General features: G+C 74.1%; 14 protein-coding genes. 9 read left to right on the top strand and 5 right to left on the bottom strand.

Annotated elements, in window-relative coordinates; translation table 11 throughout:
* Nucleotides 1–31 precede the first annotated feature (31 nt).
* The 8 genes from ACF0H8_RS00660 (at nucleotide 32) to ACF0H8_RS00625 (ending at nucleotide 10192) form a co-directional block, all read left to right on the top strand.
* A complete protein-coding gene (locus ACF0H8_RS00660; protein WP_395287066.1) occupies nucleotides 32–1072 on the top strand; it encodes a zinc-binding alcohol dehydrogenase in 1041 nt (346 codons plus the stop codon).
* Nucleotides 1069–1863: a sugar phosphate isomerase/epimerase family protein gene (locus tag ACF0H8_RS00655; RefSeq protein ID WP_395287065.1), complete on the top strand. Its 795-nt coding sequence runs from the start codon at nucleotides 1069–1071 to the stop codon at nucleotides 1861–1863. Before ACF0H8_RS00660 ends, ACF0H8_RS00655 begins: the two co-directional genes overlap by 4 nt.
* On the top strand, nucleotides 1863–3488 hold the full coding sequence (locus ACF0H8_RS00650; protein ID WP_395287064.1) for an MGH1-like glycoside hydrolase domain-containing protein: 1626 nt from the start codon (nucleotides 1863–1865) through the stop codon (nucleotides 3486–3488). The genes ACF0H8_RS00655 and ACF0H8_RS00650 overlap by 1 nt, the downstream gene beginning before the upstream one ends.
* Nucleotides 3485–5662: a glycogen debranching N-terminal domain-containing protein gene (locus ACF0H8_RS00645; RefSeq protein ID WP_395287063.1), complete on the top strand. Its 2178-nt coding sequence runs from the start codon at nucleotides 3485–3487 to the stop codon at nucleotides 5660–5662. Before ACF0H8_RS00650 ends, ACF0H8_RS00645 begins: the two co-directional genes overlap by 4 nt.
* Before the next feature lie 129 nt (nucleotides 5663–5791).
* A complete protein-coding gene (dgoD, locus tag ACF0H8_RS00640) occupies nucleotides 5792–6940 on the top strand; it encodes a galactonate dehydratase (RefSeq protein ID WP_395287062.1) in 1149 nt (382 codons plus the stop codon).
* A 125-nt stretch (nucleotides 6941–7065) separates the two neighbouring features.
* Nucleotides 7066–8358 (top strand): ABC transporter substrate-binding protein, encoded by a 1293-nt coding sequence (locus ACF0H8_RS00635; RefSeq protein ID WP_395290785.1) that lies wholly within the window; start codon nucleotides 7066–7068, stop codon nucleotides 8356–8358.
* Between the two features lie 11 nt (nucleotides 8359–8369).
* Nucleotides 8370–9311 (top strand): carbohydrate ABC transporter permease, encoded by a 942-nt coding sequence (locus ACF0H8_RS00630; RefSeq protein WP_395287061.1) that lies wholly within the window; start codon nucleotides 8370–8372, stop codon nucleotides 9309–9311.
* On the top strand, nucleotides 9308–10192 hold the full coding sequence (locus tag ACF0H8_RS00625) for a carbohydrate ABC transporter permease (protein WP_395287060.1): 885 nt from the start codon (nucleotides 9308–9310) through the stop codon (nucleotides 10190–10192). Before ACF0H8_RS00630 ends, ACF0H8_RS00625 begins: the two co-directional genes overlap by 4 nt.
* Before the next feature lie 61 nt (nucleotides 10193–10253).
* Here ACF0H8_RS00625 and ACF0H8_RS00620 read toward each other — a convergent pair whose 3' ends face one another.
* The 4 genes from ACF0H8_RS00620 to ACF0H8_RS00605 form a co-directional block, all read right to left on the bottom strand.
* Nucleotides 10254–10964 carry a FadR/GntR family transcriptional regulator gene (locus ACF0H8_RS00620; RefSeq protein WP_395287059.1) on the bottom strand — a complete coding sequence of 237 codons (711 nt, stop codon included), beginning with the start codon at nucleotides 10962–10964 and terminating at the stop codon, nucleotides 10254–10256.
* Nucleotides 10961–11581, bottom strand: a complete 621-nt coding sequence (locus ACF0H8_RS00615) for a bifunctional 4-hydroxy-2-oxoglutarate aldolase/2-dehydro-3-deoxy-phosphogluconate aldolase (RefSeq protein WP_395287058.1) — start codon at nucleotides 11579–11581, stop codon at nucleotides 10961–10963. The genes ACF0H8_RS00620 and ACF0H8_RS00615 overlap by 4 nt, the downstream gene beginning before the upstream one ends.
* The gene (locus ACF0H8_RS00610; protein WP_395287057.1) at nucleotides 11578–12537 is read right to left on the bottom strand and encodes a sugar kinase; all 960 of its coding nucleotides are present in this window, start codon (nucleotides 12535–12537) and stop codon (nucleotides 11578–11580) included. Before ACF0H8_RS00610 ends, ACF0H8_RS00615 begins: the two co-directional genes overlap by 4 nt.
* Before the next feature lie 170 nt (nucleotides 12538–12707).
* Nucleotides 12708–15401 (bottom strand): M14 family zinc carboxypeptidase, encoded by a 2694-nt coding sequence (locus ACF0H8_RS00605; protein WP_395287056.1) that lies wholly within the window; start codon nucleotides 15399–15401, stop codon nucleotides 12708–12710.
* A gap of 429 nt (nucleotides 15402–15830) precedes the next feature.
* Here ACF0H8_RS00605 and ACF0H8_RS00600 point away from each other — a divergent pair, with 429 nt between their 5' ends.
* Nucleotides 15831–16535, top strand: a complete 705-nt coding sequence (locus tag ACF0H8_RS00600) for a sulfite exporter TauE/SafE family protein (RefSeq protein WP_395287055.1) — start codon at nucleotides 15831–15833, stop codon at nucleotides 16533–16535.
* Between the two features lie 42 nt (nucleotides 16536–16577).
* Here the strand turns inward: ACF0H8_RS00600 and ACF0H8_RS00595 are convergent, their stop codons facing one another.
* Nucleotides 16578–17546, bottom strand: a complete 969-nt coding sequence (locus ACF0H8_RS00595; protein WP_395287054.1) for a C-terminal binding protein — start codon at nucleotides 17544–17546, stop codon at nucleotides 16578–16580.

Here is a 17546-nt window from a genome sequence, read left to right as displayed (position 1 = left end):
TCGGGAAGAGGCAGTCGAGGTGCCAGACGTCATGCGCTTCACCGCGCCGCGGGTGGTCGAGGTCGTCACCGTGCCCCAGGTGGCGCTCCAGCCCGGCCAGGTGCGGGTCCGCACCATCGCCTCGGGCATCTCCGCGGGCACCGAGATGACCGCCTACCGCGGCACCAACCCCTACCTCACCTCGGTCTGGGACCCGCAGATGCGCCTGTTCCTCCAGCGGGAGGGCACCTCGGCCGGGTACCCGCTGGAGGGCTGGGGCTACTCCGAGGTCGGCGAGATCGTCGAGATGGGGGAGCGGCTGACCATGCCCCTGCCCGACGACGTCGCCGTGGGGGACCTCGTCTGGGGCATCTGGGGCCACCGCACCGAGGGCGTGCTGGACGCCGCCGAGCTGCGCGGGCACGGGCTCCCACCCGGCGTCGACCCCGTGCTGGGGTGCTTCGTGCGGGTCGGGGCGATCGCGCTCAACGCCGTCCTCGCGGCCCACTCCACCATCGGCTTCACGATCTGCGTCATCGGTCAGGGGGTCGTGGGACTGATGGCCACCCGGTACGCCGTGCTCACCGGGGCGACCGTGATCGCCGTCGAGCGGATCCCGCTGCGCCAGGAGATGGCCCGGAAGATGGGGGCCCACCATGTCCTGGCGCCGGGCCCTGACCTGCCGCTGCGGGTGCGCGAGCTGACCGGCGGCGCCGGCGCGGACTCGGCCATCGAGATCTCCGGCTCCTACGTCGGGCTGCAGGCGGCCACTCGGATCGTCGGGCTCGACGGCGTCGTCGTCGCCGCGGGCTTCTACCAGGGTCAGGGCGAGGTACTGCGCCTCGGGGAGGAGTTCCACCACAACCGGGTGCAGATCGTCGCCTCGCAGATCGGCTCCGTCCCCTCCGTGCTGCGCTCGCGGTGGGACGTGCCGCGCCTGCAACGCACGGTGGTGGACCTGCTGCTGAAGGGGGAGCCGGACGTGCTGTCCCTGGTCACCCACCGCTACCCCCTGCACCAGGCCGCGGAGGCCTACGCCATGCTCGACGGGAACGGCACCCAGGCCCTGCAGGTCATCCTGGAGATGCCGTGAGACTGTGCGTGCAGGAGCAGCACCTGCCCGGCGCCACCCTCGAGGAGAAGTGGGAGACGGCGACGGCGTGGGGGTTCACCGGCATCGAGCTGCGCGGCGCCGGCGACCTGGGGTTCGCCCGGCGCCTGCCCGAGCTGCGGCGCGCCGCCGCCGGCGGCGTCGTGATGCCCACCGTGTGCCCGGAGACCGACCACTTCGTCGGCGACTTCGATCCCGCCAGGCGGGAGGACGCCGTCGTCCAGCTGTGCTCCCAGCTCGACGTGATGGCGGAGATCGGCGGCAGCGGGGCGATGACGCCGGCGTCCTGGGGGATGTTCTCCACCAGGCTGCCGCCGTTCGTGCCCCCGCGGAGCCCCGAGGAGGACACCGCCGTGCTGGTTGACACGCTCGGGCGGGTGGCCGACCACGCGGCGGCCGCCGGGGTGAGCGTGTACCTGGAGCCGCTCAACCGGTACGAGGACCACATGGTCAACCGCCTCGAGCAGGGCGCCGCCCTGGTGGGGGCCATCGGCTCGGCCGCGCTGCGGCTCGCGGCCGACACGTTCCACATGAACATCGAGGAGACCGACCTCGCCGACGCCCTGCGCCGGGCCGGCCCGCACCTGGGCCACGTGCAGGCCTCCGACTCCAACCGGCTCGAGCCCGGTGCCGGGCACGTCGACTTCGTGCCGCTGTTCGCCGCGCTGCGCGAGACGGGGTACGCCGGGGACGTCGCGGTGGAGTCCTGGCTGAGCGGCCCGGCCGGGTCGGTGCTGCCAAGGTCGGCCGCGTTGCTGAGAGGGGTGCTGTGATGCGCGACGTCGACCCGTACGGGGTGGAGCCGCACGGCGTGGACCCGGACGCCGCGGAGGTCGCGGGCGGTGGCACCGGCGGCGCCGCCGGTGGTGGCGGCGCGGCCGGAGCCGGCACGACGCCCGGCAGCGCGACGCCCGGCGACGCGACGCCCGGCGACGCAGGGGCCGGCGACGTCGCCGCGCCCGGCCGGCTCCCGGAGACCCCCGAGGAGCGGGACGTCCGCGAGGTCGTCGCCGAGGCCGAGGAGACGGTCGAGCGGGCCGGGGAGGAGGTCGCCGCCGAGGCCCGGGCGGAGCGGGCCGTCGCCGCGCAGGAGGAGGACCGCGCCGAACGTGCCGACCGCGACGAGCTGCGCCGGGTGGCCGCCGAGCTGCTCCAGCGCAACTGGACCGGCACGCACACCGTGCCGGCGTCGGGGCTGTACCCGCACCAGTGGAGCTGGGACTCGGCGTTCATCGCCGTCGGGCTGCGCCATGTGGCACCCGAGCGGGCCCAGGCGGAGCTGGAGCGGCTCCTGGCCGCGCAGTGGGCCGACGGTCGGGTGCCGCAGATCGTGTACGACCCCGCCCACCCGGACGACTACGAGCCGGGCGAGTCCTTCTGGCGCTCGCGGAGCCTTCCCGGCGCGCCGGAGGTGCCGACGTCGGGGTTGGTGCAGCCGCCGAACCACGCGTGGGCGGCGCTGCTCGTGCACAAGGCGGCGCCACAGCTGTCCCGGGAGCGCGGCTTCCTCGAGCGGGTCTACCCCCGCCTGGTGGCCTGGCACCGCTACCTCGCCGCCCGGCGCGACCACCGCGGCGCGGGCCTGGCCAGCGTCATCCACCCGTGGGAGTCCGGGACCGACGACTCCCCGCTGTGGGACGAGGCGCTGGCCGCCGTCCCGGTCGGGCCCACCACGACCGCCAGGCGCCCGGACCTGGCGCACGTGCGCCCCGGGGAGCGGCCGGGGGAGCGGGAGTACGCGCAGTACTACCGGCTCGCCGAGCGGTACCGCGACCACGGCTGCGACGACGACGACCCGGACCACCCCTTCGTGCTGGAGGACCCCGCCTTCAACGCGCTGTGGGCCGTCTCCGAGCTGGCGCTGGCCGAGATGGCCGAGGAGCTGGGGCGCGACCCAGGCCCGCACCGCGCCCGGTCCGCGCGCATCGCCGCCGCGCTGGAGCACCTGTACGTGCCGGAGCTGGGCCTGTACGGCGCGCACGACGTGTTCCGGGACACCCTCGTGCGCCGGGTGGTGGTCAACGGGCTCGTGCCGCTGATCGTGCCGGGCCTCGACCGCGCCGAGCAGCTGGTCGCCACCGTGCGCGGGCCCGGGTTCCTCGGCGGCGGGGCGCTCATGGTGCCGAGCTACGACCTGCGGGCGGCGGACGTGGACCTCGCGCGGTACTGGCGCGGGCCGGCCTGGTTCAACATGAACTGGCTGCTCGTCGTGGGCCTGCACGAGCACCTGGAGGGCCCGCTCGCCGACGGCCTGGCCGACCAGCTCATGCTGCTCGCCCGGCGGCACGACTTCCCCGAGTACGTCGACCCGATGACGGGCGAGCCGCACGGCGCCCGGGACTTCAGCTGGACGGCAGCCCTGGCCCTCGACCTGGCGGTGGCGGAGCCGGTGAGATGACCGCGGCCGAGGTGCTCGTGCGGGCCGGCACCATGCTGCTCAGCGCGCCCGACGGCTCCCTCACCACCAGGGCCTTCCTCGCCCACGCCGAGCGGGCCGGAGAGGGCGGGGCCGGGCTGGGCGCGGCCGGGCTCGGGGCGGCGCCCGCCGGGCTCGGGACGCCCGCCGGGCGGCCGCCCGACGACCGCGTGCCCGGCCGCACGCCCCTGGGACTGTTCGTTGCCGACACCCGGTGCCTGTCGGTGTGGGCGCTGACCGTCGACGGCGCCACGCTGCAGGACGCCGGCGTGCGCCTCGGGCGCAGCACCCGCACGCTCGCGCTCGTGCCGGCCACCCGGCGGCACGTCCCGCCCGGGTTCCTGCTGGTGCGGCGCCAGCGGGTGCGGGCCGGCGGGATGACCGAGGTGCTCACGCTGCGCGGCCTGGCCGGCGAGGAGGTGCGCCTGGCGGTGGTGCTCCACGCCGCGACCGACTTCGCCGACCCCTTCGAGCTGCGCGCCGACGGCCGCGCGTTCGACCTCTCCGGCGGCAGCGCCGCGGTGCACGTGCGCCCGGACGCCCTGGAGATGACCTACGCGCGCCGCCTGGACGACGGGGCCTTCACCCGGCGCGTGCGGGTGCGGGCGACGGGCACGGCGGAGATCGCCTCGGGCATCGACCTGGCGGACGGCGCCGTCGGGGGCCGGCTCGGCTGGGTGGTGACGCTCGCGCCCGGCGAGGTTCGCGAGGTGCGGGTGGAGGTCGACGTCGACGCGCCCGCCGAGGAGGAGCTCGACGCCGGCGCCCATCCCCCTGCCGAGCGGAGGCCGCACCCCCCGGCCGAGCGGGGGCCGGCCACGGCGCCCGCCCCCGAGACGGCGGAGCCTGCCGCTGCTGGGCCCGCAGGCGAGCCGTTCCCGAGCGGGGCCGCCGCCCGCCTGCCGGGGGCGCCGCTGCCCCACGACCCGGCCGGCGACCGGACCGACCCCGGCGATCTCCCGGCCGACCCCGTCGACCGGCTCCGGGCGCAGGGCCTGGCCGACCTCGACGCGCTGGTCATGCCGTGCCCCACGCAGCCGGAGCTCGCCGTCCCCGCCGCCGGGGTGCCGTGGTTCCTCACGTTCTTCGGCCGTGACGCCGTCCTCGCCGCCCTGCTCGCTCACCAGGAGCGGCCGGCCCTGCTGCCGGGCGTCGTCCAGGCGCTGGCCCGCACGCAGGGGACCGGTGACGAGGCCGCGCGCGGCGAGCAGCCGGGCAAGGTCGTGCACGAGCTGCGCGTCTCGGAGCTGGCCGTGCTCGGCCAGGTGCCCTTCCTGCGGTACTACGGTGCCGTCGACACCACCGCGCTGTACCTGGTGGCGCTCGGCCGGCTCGGCGCGCACGCCGAGCCGCTGCTGCGCACCCTCAAGACCAGCGCCCGGGCCGCCGTGGCGTGGCTGCGCGGCCCCGGCGGGCTCGACGAGCACGGCTTCGTCCGCTACGTCCCGGACCCTGCCGGCCTGCACCACCAGGGCTGGAAGGACTCCGCGGACGGCGTCGTGCACGCGGACGGCCGGCCGGCGGAGGGCGCGATCGCGCTGTGCGAGGTGCAGGGCTACACCTGGCGGGCCCTGGTCGAGACGGTCCGGCTGGCGCGGGCGCTCTCCGGCGACAGCGCGTGGGCCGACGAGCTGGAGGCGGCGGCCGGCGCGCTGCGCCAGCGGTTCCGGGAACGGTTCTGGCTCCAGGGGGCCGAGTTCCCCGCGCTCGCGCTCGACGGCGCCGGCCGCCAGGTGGACGCGCTGGCCTCCAACGCCGGGCACCTGCTCTGGACGGGCATGCTCAGCCACGCCGAGGCGGCGCTGGTCGTGGAGCGGCTGATGTCGCCCGCGTTCTTCACCGGCTTCGGCCTGCGGACGCTGGCCGCGGGGCAGCCGGCGTACTCGCCGCTGTCCTACCATCGCGGCGCCGTCTGGCCGCACGACACGGTGCTCGCCGCGCTTGGCATGCAGGCCTACGGCTTCACCGACGAGGCGCACCGGCTCGCCGCCGGCCTGCTGCGGGCGGCCGAGCCGTTCGGCGGGCACCTGCCCGAGCTGTTCGGCGGCAACACGACGGCGGATTTCCCCGGACCGCTCACGCACGCCCGGGCGGCGGTGCCGCAGGCGTGGGCCGCCGCGGCCGGCGTGGCCGCGGCCCGGCTGCTGAAGGCGTAGCCGCCCGGCGGGCCGGCCGACCGCATCCCCACGCGCCGATCGCTCCAGGAGTGCAGCGCGGTGTTCCGCGCGGCGCCCTTGGTAACATTAATGGCGAGACAGATCACCTGCTTCGTCGATGGAGATGAGATGCAGATCCGCAACGTCGAGACGTTCCTCGTCACGCCCCGCTGGCTGTTCGTCCGTATTGAGACCGATGAGGGTGTTGTCGGGTGGGGCGAGGCGAGCCTCGAGGGGCACGGCGAGACCGTGCGCGCGGCCGTCCACTCCTTCGAGGACCTGTTGGTGGGCGAGGACCCCGGCAAGATCGAGGCGCTGTGGCAGCGCATGACCAAGAGCGGCTTCTACCGCGGCGGGCCGGTGTTCGGGTCCGCCGTGGCCGGCATCGACCAGGCGCTGTGGGACATCAAGGGCAAGGCGCTCGGCGTGCCGGTGTACGACCTGCTGGGCGGCCCCGTCCGGGACGCCGTGCGGGTCTACGGCTGGATCGGCGGGGACAACCCCGCGGGCGTCGCCGAGGCGGTCGAGGCCCAGCTCGCCGCGGGCCTGACCGCCGTCAAGATGAACGCGTCCGGCCCGTTGGACCACCTCGGCACGCGCGAGGACACAGATGGAATCCTCGCCCGCGCCGCCGCCGCCCGCGGGGCGCTGGGGGCCGCTGGCGACTTCGCGCTCGACTTCCACGGGCGCATCTCCGGCCCGTATGCGCGGCGTCTGCTGCCGCTGCTGGAGCCGTTCCATCCCCTCTTCGTCGAGGAGCCGGTCGTCCCGGAGAACACCGAGACGCTGCGTCGCATCGTCGAGGGCACGTCCGTGCCCATCGCCACCGGGGAACGCCTCTACAGCCGGTGGGACGTGCTACCGGCGGCGCGGGCCGGCGTCGCCGTCCTCCAGCCCGACCTCGCTCACGCCGGCGGCATCTCGGAGGTGCGGCGCATCGCCGCTCTCGCGGAGACCTTCGATGTCGCCATCGCTCCGCACTGCCCGCTCGGCCCGCTGGCGCTCGCGGCGTCGCTCCAGGTCGACTTCGCCACGCCGAACGTCCTCATCCAGGAGCAGTCGATTGGCATCCACTACAACGCCGGCACCAACGAGCTGCTCGACTACATGGTGGACGCGGAGACGTTCTCCTTCGTGGACGGTTACATCCGCCGGCCCACGGCGCCGGGCCTGGGCATCGCCATCGACGAGGCCGCGGTGCGGCGCGCGGACGAGGTGGGGCACCGCTGGCGCACCCCGGTCTGGCGCCGTAAGGACGGAAGCCTGGCGGAGTGGTGACGACCCCCCGCGCACACCTCGTGACCGGATTGCAACGGGGCAGGCGTGACAGCACTCACATCGGTTAGTCATACTTAGTCGACTCGTGTACATCGAGAGATCTAGCAAAGGAGCTGGACGTGAGCATGATGCGGAAGAAGGGTGTCGCAGCGGCCGTCATCACGGCGACCGCCTTGGTACTGAGCGCCTGCGGCGGCGGCGGTGATGACCAGGGATCGGCCGAGGGCGAAGCCACCGGCGGCAAGCTCTTCGTCACGCTTGCCAACCACCCCTGGACCACCGTGGTGGAGCAGAAGATCCCCGAGTTCGAGGAGGAGACGGGTATCGACGTCGAGACCACCAAGCTCGGCGAGGACCAGCTGTCCGACCAGTACAACGTCAAGCTGAACGCCGGTGCCACGGACATCGACGTCATGATGATGCGCCCGCTGCAGGAGGCGAAGCTCTTCTCCTTCAACGGGTGGCTCCAGCCGCTCGACGACATGATCGACGGCGCCTCGGAGGACTTCAACTGGGACGACTTCCAGGCCAAGGACGCCGTCACCACCGACGAGGGCGTCGTCGCTGTGCCGATCGTCACCGAGCAGGAGATCCTCTACTACCGCACCGACCTTCTCGAGGCGGCGGGTCTGGAGGTCCCGACCACCTTCGACGAGCTCAAGGCCGCCGCGGAGACCATCCAGAGTCAGAACGAGGGCGTGTACGGCTTCGTCGCCCGCGGCCAGCGCGCCGCCGCCGTCACCCAGTTCTCCAGCTTCCTGTACGGCTACGGCGGGGACTTCGACGAGGACGGCACGGCCACGATCGACACCCCCGAGGCCAAGCAGGCCTACGAGATGTACGCCGGCCTGCTGAAGGACTACGGCCCTCCCGGGGTGACCAACATGAGCTGGAAGGAGGCCAGCGCCATCTTCCAGCAGGGCCAGGCCGCCTTCTACACCGACGCCAGCGTCTTCTACAACAACATGATCGACCCGGGGCAGTCGCGCATCGGCGACACCGTCGGCTACGCGCAGATGCCGGGCGGCCCCGAGGGCTCCAAGCCGTACTCGATCCCCTCCTGGGGCCTGGGCATCAACCCGAACTCCGAGAACCAGGAGAACGCCTGGGCCTTCATCGAGTGGGCCACCAGCCCCGAGATGGTCAAGGAGATCCAGCTCGAGGGCGTTGCCGGCGCCCGCGGCTCCGTCTGGGAGGACCCGGAAGCCACGTCGGCGTTCCCGGAGCAGCTCGCCCAGGTCTTGATCGACTCCGCCGAGGCCGGCGTCAACCACGACCGTCCGGTCGTCGTCGAAGTGGCGCGGGCCCGTGACATCGTGGGCGCCCCCATCATCGCCGTCCTCGACGGGCAGGACCTCGACGCCGCGCTGAAGCAGGCGCAGACCGAGTACCAGGCACTTCTGGACGACGAGCAGTAGCGAGGACGCGCATGTCTTCCGTCTCGACGACGCAGAGGCCCCGCAGCACCGGTGCGGGGCCTCTGGCCGCCCTGAACGCCTGGGCCAACCGGCACGTCAAGTGGGTCTTCACCCTTCCGGCGCTGGTGTTCACGGCAGGCATGATCCTGTTCCCGGTCATCTACACCGTGGTGCTCTCCCTCACAGACGCCCGCGGGTCCATCCAGCGCGAGTTCTCCTTTATCGGCCTGGACAACTTCGCGGAGATGCTCACGGCATTCCCGCGTTTCTGGCCGGCGGTGTGGCGCACGCTGGCCTTCACCGCCGGCGCGGTGCTCGTCGAGCTCGTCCTGGGCCTGGCCATCGCGCTGCTGCTGCGCAAGCCCTTCGGGGGCCAGGGCTTCGTGCGCGTGGTGATCCTGCTGCCGCTCGTGGCCACCCCGGTCGCGGTCGCCATGATGTGGCTGCTCATCTTCGAGCCCACCATCGGCTTCGCCAACGAGTTCCTCGGCTGGTTCAACGTGCCTGCGCAGGGGTGGATCTCCGACCCCGATCAGGCGCTGCCGACGCTGATGTTCGTCGACATCTGGCAGTGGACGCCGATGGTCGCCCTCATCCTGCTGGCCGGCCTGTCCACGCTTCCCGAGGAGCCGGAGGAGGCGGCGCTGGTGGACGGCGCGAACGCCTGGCAGCGCCTGCGGCACGTCACGCTGCCCATGCTCCTGCCGGCCATCGTCACGGCCGTGCTGCTTCGCAGCATCGACGCGCTGAAGACGTTCGACCTCCTCTACGCGACGAAGGGCCGCGGAGGCGGCTCGCTGCACGAGGCGGAGACGCTGAACATCCTGGCCTACTCGATGTCCTTCGAGTACAACGACTACGGCATGGCGTCCGCGGTGCTGGTGGTGTTCTTCCTCCTCATCGTGTTCTTCGCGTGGCTCCTCTTCCGCATCTCCAGGGCAGGTTCCCGATGACCACGCTGACCCCCAAGAAGGCTCGCACCGCCGGGCAGGGCCGGCCCGTCCAGGCGGCGAGCAGGAGCCGCCGCCGGTACCAGGCCCAGCTGTGGCGGGCGATCGCGATCGCCGTCGTCATCGCGGTCTTCTTGTTCCCGCTGCTGTGGATGCTGCTGTCGGCGTTCAAGACGAGCCTGGACATCACCGACCCCTCGGCGATGTTCACGTTCAGCCCGACGATGGACAACTTCCGCAACGTCCTGACCGAGCAGAACTTCCTGCCCTTCATCTGGAATTCGCTGGTGGTCGGCGTGGTCTCGACGGCCATCTCGCTGGTCGTCGGGGTTCCCGCGGCCTACGCCATGGCCCGCTACGGGATGCACCGCGCGTCCGGGGCCCTGCTGCTGGCGCGCATCATCCCCGGCGTCTCGCTGCTGGTGCCGTGGTACTTCGTGTTCTCCCGGCTGGGGCTGGTCGGCGGCTACGTACCGTTGGTGATCTCCCACATGTTCGTCACCCTGCCCCTCATCGCGTGGATCATGCTGTCGTTCTTCGAGGGCATCCCGCAGGAGCTGGAGGAGGCCGGCCGCGTCGACGGCCTGTCGAACATCGGGGTCTTCCGCAAGATCGCCCTGCCCCTCGCGGTCCCGGGCATCGCGACGGCATCGATCCTGGCGTTCATCTTCTCCTGGAACAACTTCCTGTTCGCGCTGGTGCTCTCGGGCGAGGCGACCCGGACCTTGCCCGTCGCGATCTTCAACTTCATCGCCTACTCGAGCATCGACTGGGGTGGGCTCATGGCGGCGTCGGTGATCATCACCCTGCCGGTGATGGTGATGGCCCTGTTCACCCAGCAGTACATCGTCTCCGGGCTGACGGCCGGGGCGACGAAGGGGTGACACATGCGACGCCGGGCCCTCGTGGGGGCCGGCGGCGTCGTGCCCGGGCCGTCGTGCTCCATCAGCCGTCGGCCCGGCGGCGGTCCACGATGGACTGCACCTCGGCGACGATCTGACGCATGGCGCTCTCCGCCGTCGCCGGGTCGCCGTCGCGGATGGCCGCGGCGACGAGCATGTGCAGCAGCACGGGGATGTCCCGGGGCCTGCTCGGCATGAGGTTCTTCTCGTGGCGTGCGCGCAGTACCTCGGCGATCGGCTCGTCCAGGGCGGCGAACATCTCGTTGCCGCAGCTGCGCAGGATCATCGAGTGGAAACGCAGGTCCAGCTCCAGGAAGCGGTCGAGGTCCCCGGCTGCGGCAGCGGCCCGCATCCCGTCGGTGAGCGCCACGAGCTCGGCGGACACGCTCGGCGGCGCCGCGGTGGCCGACAGTGACGCGGCCATCGGCTCGACGGCGGCGCGCAGGCTGGTGAGGGACCGCATCTGCCGTTCGACGCCCTCGCTCTCCAGCCGCCAGCGCACGACGTCGCGCGCGAAGACGTTCCACTCCGTCGTGGGCTGGACCGTCACGCCGATGCTGCGGCGGGCGCTGACCATATGGAGGGACTCCATGGCGCGCAGGGCGTCGCGCACCACCGTGCGGGAAACGCCGTGCTCGCGCTGGAGATCCTCGATGCGCAGCACGGCGCCGGGGGGCCGGCGTCCGGCGACGATCTCCCGCGCGAGCGCCTCCATCACCTGCTGCGCCAGCGTCGGCGAGGCCGAGGTGGTCATCTCCTGAGCAGTTCCGGGAGCGCCTCGAGCTGCCGCTCGTCCTCCAGCGCAGACCCCAGCGAGATCACCCGCGCGCCTGCGTCGTGGTAGCGGCGGGCGGTGTCCGTCGTCACGCCGCCGGTCGCCACCATGCGCAGGTGTGGGAACGGGGCGCGGACGGCGCGGAACCACTCGGGTCCGAGCACCGAAGCGGGGAAGACCTTCAGCCAGGGCGAGCCCAGGCGCAGCGCGCGCTGGATCTCGCTGGGGGTGCTCACCCCCGGCAGGTGCGGCAGGCCGTGATCGGTGCTCCAGCGGATGACGTCCTCGTCCAGCCCCGGGGCGACGGTGAAGGAGACGCCGGCGTTCGCCACCATCTCCAGCTGTTCCACGCTCGTCACGGTCCCGGCCCCCACCTGCCGACCCCTTTCGGCACCCGCGGCGATGGCCGCGAGCAAGCTGGGCATGGCGTCCGGGGACTGGACGGGCACCTCCACCTGCGCGATGCCGAGGTCCCATGCGCGGTGGCACAACGATGCCGTCGCTCCGGGTGAGCGTCCGCGGAGGATAACCATGACGTCGCGCTCCGTGAACGCCTCGTCGAACCAGCTGGCTGTGGGCTGGGTGTCCGTGCTCATGCGCCGTCCTGCTCGTCGTCGGTGTGCGGTCGTACGGCCGGCCCGTGCCCAGGACGGTAGTCCGCGCTGGTCCCCAGCGTCCACGCCGCCAGGGAGTGGCCCAGGGCCAGCCGGTCCTCGGCGTCGTCGCCCCGGAGGAAGGCCGCGAGGTACCCCCCGGCGAATGCGTCCCCGGCGCCGACCGGCTCCACCACGGCGACCCGGCGGGCCGGCGCACGGGTCACCCGGGGTGCGCCGCCGCGCCGGTCGAACTCCACCGCCTCCCGGTCCCCGTCCTTGACCACGAGCACCGACGGTCCAGTCAGCAGCGCGGCGACGTCCTCCGCCGATGCGGTCCCCCAGAGGCTCTCCGCCTCGTCACGACCCACGAACACGAGGTCAGCGCGCTGGGCGAGGCGGTGCAGCTGCTCGGCCGCGGCGCCGTCGCGCCACAGCGGCGGCCGGTGGTTGACGTCGAAGGAGACGGTCATGCCGATCTCGCGGGCACGGTCGAGGAGCGTGTCGGTGAGATACGCGCAGGTCCGTGACAACGCGGGCGTGATGCCCGAGAGGTGCATCAGCCGGGCGCCCTCCAGGGGCCAGCGCCCCGCGTCCGCCGGCCCGAGGGTGCTGGCGGCCGACCCCGCGCGGTAGTACAGGACCCGGGTGCCCTCCGGACCGGGATCCTTGAAGAAGACGCCGGTCGGGGCGCCGGGGCGCCTGTCGACCCATCGCACGTCGACACCGGCCGCGGCCAGCGCCTCGACGATGCGGTCACCCAGGGCGTCGGCGCCCAGGGCGCTCACCCAGGCGGTCGGCACGCCGAGGTCGGCCAGGTGGTGGGCGACGTTCGACTCGGCGCCGGCAAACGTGAGCTCGACCTGCTGGGTCGACGCCAGGGACCTGCCGTCGGTGGGCGCGACGAGGGCCATCGCCTCGCCGATGCACAGCACGTCCGGCGTGGTAGGGGACGCCAAGAGATCACCTCGTCGTGCTCGGAGCGGTGCCGGAATCACCGGCTTCGATTCTAGCCGCGCAGCGGCCATTTTCGGCGCGCTGGGGGACGGCGGGTCCACCCTGCAGCACGGCCGGCCTCGACGGGAGCGGCGGTGTCCTGACGCCGCGGCGATCGTGCCCGGGAGCGTCGTCAGGCGCAGGTGTCCCAGCGGTCGGACTGGTTCGGTCCCGCGGAGGGCGGGCAGTCCGGCCCGGCGTCCGCGGGGATGACGCCCAGCGGCGCCGGCTCCGTCCGGGGCGTGGCCGCGCCGGGTGCCCGCTCGCCGTCCGGACCGGCCCAGAACAGGGCGGTGGCGAGGTCCGTCCACATCCCGCGCGGGTGGGTGCGGAACGTGGGATGGGTCCCGAAGAGCACCGCCCGCGCCCCGGTGGCGGAGACCGCCGAGACGACCGAGGGCTGCCCCGCGGCGTCGTCCGGTCCGCCGGTGCCGTCCGGGCGGGGGCGCCAGTGCCCGCTCACCAGCGGATCGAGCGCGTAGGCCTGCTCGACCGTGACGTTCTCACCCAGGTCGGTGAAGTAGCTCGGCGCGTACGCGAACGCCGAGGACCGGGCGGTCGCACCCAGGAGTCCGTCGTCGGGGGTCTGCACCGCGACGATCCCGTTGGCGGCGCCGGGCGCGGTGACGACGCCGACGTCGAGGACGCCGAAGTCGGCGGCCAGCGCGGCGCCGGCCTCCGCCCGGCCGGCGAAGCCCTTGCCCGCGGCGAGGTAGTCGGCCACCTGCCTGCGACCAGCCTCCTGACCGGGGCCGAACCGCAGGGGCGCGCCGAGCCAGAGCACGTCGACCTCGGCGAGGTCGACGCCGCCGTCTGAGAGGTTCTGGGCCGTGACGCGGACGGCGTCGAAGCCGAGCTCGGTGAGCGTGAGCAGATCCTCCCCGCCGTACGCGGCGGCGGAGGTGTAGCCCACCCGAAGGTCCGCCAGCGGCTTCGTGGGGCCGCGCAGGGCGCGGGCGTCCGTGCGCGTGGCCGTCACGCCGTGCACCGCCAGCACCGGCCGCGCCGCGGCGGCGTCCTCGGGCCGGACGACGACGGCGCCGTCGCCGGTGGCGGTCACCCGGACGCCGGCGTCGAGCAGCGCGTTGACCGCGGTGACCTCCGCCGCGCCGCCCACCTGCACGCGCAGGTGGCCGCCGGCCGGCGCCGACCCGGTCGGGGCGGCCGCCAGCACCGGGGTGGTCACCACGCCGATCGGGGCCCCGGTGGTGTCCCCGACGGGGGTCACGGTCGCGCCCCACAGCCGGCCCAGGCTCCACGCCGAGATGTCGTACATCGACGGCACGCGGCCGGAGACGTCGGAGCCGTCCGCCAGGAGCACGTTCGCCAGGCCGCGGAGCGGCTGGTGCATGTCGACCACGTACGAGCCGGCCGGGTAGCGCACGCCGCCCGCGGTGAACGGCGCCGCGGCGGCGTCCACCTCCACGCCGTGCGCCAGGAGGTGGTCGACCAGCGTCGCTGCGTTCGTCTCGGAGGCCTGGCGCTCGCCGCGCGGGACGACGTACGCGCGGGGAAAGGTGGTGCCGGTGACGTCGGCCGCGTCCCACTCGGCGGCCCACTGGTCCGGGCCGGGGTAGTCGGCGCCGTCCGGCTGCGCCGGGATCTGCCGCAGCGGCTCGCCCGCGAGGCCGCGCCGGAAGATCTCGATCTGGTTACCCAGGAGGTCCCCGCGGTGCTCGGCCACGTAGGCGGTGGTGGAGCCGATGACCTGCTCGCCCACGGTCGTGTTCACCCTGGTGCGGCGGGCGCTCTCCGCCCGGTCGGCGGTGCGGCCCAGCGGCAGCTCCACGGTGTAGGCGATGGCGCCCTGGAAGGCCACGTACTGCGCGGTGAAGACGGGCGGCCAGCCGTCCCAGCCGTCGGCGATGTCGCGGTAGGGGATGCGGATGCCGCCGGCGGGGGTGAGGGGGTTGCCCTCGATGCCCGCGGCGACGACGTCCTCCTCGATGCGCAGCGCGGCGGCATAGGCGTGCGGCATCAGCAGGTCGTGCTCGTAGTTCTCGCCCTGCGGCGGGCCGGTGGGCTCCACCTGGAGCACGCCGGTGTAGCCGTGCAGGTCCACGAAGAACGCCGGCTGGAGGTCGTCCGCGAGGCCGCGCACGACGCGCGTCTCGGGGGTGGTGGAGGTGACGAAGTCGCGGTTGGGGTCCAGGTTGAGGGCGGTGGCGCGGGTGCCGGCCACCCGCCCGTCGGGGTTGTTGGCGACGGTGAAGTACAGGCGGTGGTCCTCCAGCAGTGCGGTGGCGGCCGGGTCGCCGGCGGCGACGTCGCCGACCAGGTCCTCCACGAACGCCAGGGTCGCGTCGGTGCCCTCCCACTCGTTGCCGTGGATGTTGCCGTTGAACCACACCGGCAGCTTGTAGCCCTCCGCCAGCGCCGGGTCGGCGGCCGCCGCGGCGGGGGAGTGCTTGACCGCCTCGCGCCAGGCGTCCTGCTGCGCGCTCTCGGCGGCGGTCTCCGGCGCGGTGACCGTGACGAGGTAGATCTCCCGCCCCTGCGTCGACTCGCCGACGACCTCGGCGGAGACCAGGTCGGAGGCGGCCATGAGGTCGTTGAGCGCGGGGGCGATCTCGTGGTAGGCGAGCGCGCCGCGGTCCAGGGAGGCGTCGTCGGCGTCGGGGGCGGGCTCGGCGAGCGGCGCCTGGCGCGGGTAGGGCGCGCCGTCGTCGTCGGCGACGGCGGGAGCCGCGGGGGCGGGCGCGGGTGCGGGCGGCGCCGGGGCCGCGGGTGCGGGCGGCGCCGGGGCCGCGGCGGCCGGGACCGGGGCCGTCGCCAGGAGCGCGGCGGCGAGCGCGCCCACGGCCGTCGTGCGGAACCGAGTTTGCATGGCAGTCCTTCCCCCTGAAGACGTGCAGGCCTCCGGAGCGGCGCGCCGCGCGGCCGGGGGCTTCGCCAACCTAGGCGGCCGATGTTTCGGACGGATCACAAAGCGCCGGTCGTCCGGTAATCGATGCGGGATCGTTGCCGGGGCGCAGGGATCGTTGCCCGATCGTTGCCCGCGGACGTTGACGCGGCCCGGGCGCGAGAGGGACGCGGCGGCGCAAGCGGACGCTGGACGGCGAGGCACGCGGTGTGCCAGCCGGGTGGGCGCGCAGGTCGACGCCGGGGGGCGCCGCGCCGGCTCGCGGGCGGCACGGCGGACCGATGCCGAGCCCGCGGTACCTGTGCGGCATGCTTGCGGGGTGCCAGAGCTGTCGGCCCTCTCCTGGGCGTTGCTGGGGGAGCGGCCGCCCTGGTCGGGCTGAGCAAGACCGCCGTGCCGGGCGCCGGCACGATCTCCGTCGCCGTGTTCGCCGCCGTCCTCCCGGCGAAGGCATCCACCGGGGCGCTGCTCGTGCTCCTCTTGGTGGGAGACCTCTTCGCCGTGCGGTCGTACCGCGCCCACGCCGACTGGCCGACGCTGCGGCGGCTGGCGCCCGCCGTGCTGCTCGGCGTGTTGGCCGGGACGGGGTTCCTCGCCGTCGCCGGCGACCACATGGTCCGCCGGGTGATCGGCGCTGTGCTCCTGGCCCTCGTGGCGGTGCCGCTCGCGGGCCGGCGGGCGGGCCGCGGGCGGCAGGACGGCGGCGCGCTGCCGGGCGCGGAGCCCGCGCCGCGGCGGGGCCGGCTCGCGCGGCTGCGGGCCGGCGGCTACGGCGTGCTCGCCGGCTTCACGACCATGGTGGCCAACGCCGGCGGGCCCGTGATGTCGCTGTACCTCCTGGCGTCGCGGTTCTCGGTGGCGATGTTCCTCGGCACCGCGGCGCTGTTCTTCTTCGCGATCAACCTCGCCAAGCTGCCCTTCTCGGCCTCGCTCGGGCTCATCACGCGGGAGTCGCTGCTCCTGGACGCGGTCCTCGCGCCCGCCGTCGTGGTCGGCGCCCTGGTCGGGCGGCCGCTGGCGCGGCGCCTGCCGCGGGCGGTGTTCGAGCGTCTCGTCCTGGTGCTGACCGTGGTGGCCGCCGCCAACCTGCTGCTCTGAGCGACGGGGGTCCTTGCGGCCCGCGTGGAGCGGGGAACCGGCTCACCCGCCGCGGAGCACCCCCGGGTTCACGATGTTGCGGGGCGTCCGGCCGGCGAGCACGTCGACGACGTTCCCGATGGTGCGCCGCTTGAGCTCGGCGTAGGACTCCTCGGAGTAGAACGCCGCGTGCGGGGTGAGCACCACGCGGTCGAACCGGGTGAGCGGGTGGTCGGCGGGGAGCGGCTCGGTCTCGAAGACGTCCAGGCCCGCCCCGAGGATCCGCCCCTCGGCCAGCGCCGCGACGAGGGCGTCGGTGTCCACCACGCCGCCCCGGGAGGTGTTCACGACGATGGCGTCCGGCCGCATGGTGGCCAGGGCCGCGGCGTCGAGGAGGTGCCGGGTGCTGGGCACGAGCGGCACGTGCACCGACAGCACCTGCGCGCGGCGCAGCAGCTCGCCCTGGCCGACGACCTCGTACCCCTCGGGCGTCGCGGTCCCCGGGGCGAGGGTGGCGTCGGTGACGATCACCTCGAAGCCGACGCCGGCGGCCTTGCGGGCGGTGGCCCTGCCGATGGCGCCGTAGCCGAGCACGCCGAAGATGCGCCCGGCGAACTGGTGCACCGGCAGCGCCGGGGTCAGGTCGGTGACCCCGGCGCGCAGGTTGCGGTCGAGCGTGCCGATGCCGCGGCCGACCGTCAGGGCCAGCGCGACGGCGTGGTCCGAGACCGCCTCCGTGCCGTAGTCGGGCACGTTGCACACGGCGACGCCGCGGGCGGTGGCGGCGTCGACGTCGACCGTCTCGACCCCGACGCCGTACCGGCCGACCGCCCGGACGCTGGGCAGGGCGTCGAGCACCTCGGCGGTGATGGCGGCGTACTGCACCAGCAGCCCGTCCGCGCCGGCGGCGTTGGCGACCACCTCCGCCGGGTCGGTGCCCTGGGTGAGCACCAGCTCGGCGCCGGCGGTCGCGGCGACCTCGCGCTCGACGTCGGCCGAGGCGTGGTCGAGGTCGGTGATGACGATCTTCAT

The sequence above is a fragment of the Georgenia sp. AZ-5 genome, from assembly GCF_043952095.1.
Classification (GTDB): Bacteria; Actinomycetota; Actinomycetes; order Actinomycetales; family Actinomycetaceae; genus Georgenia.
The sequence above is the reverse complement of the archived record's forward strand: the minus strand, read 5'-3'. Positions and strand labels throughout refer to the sequence as shown.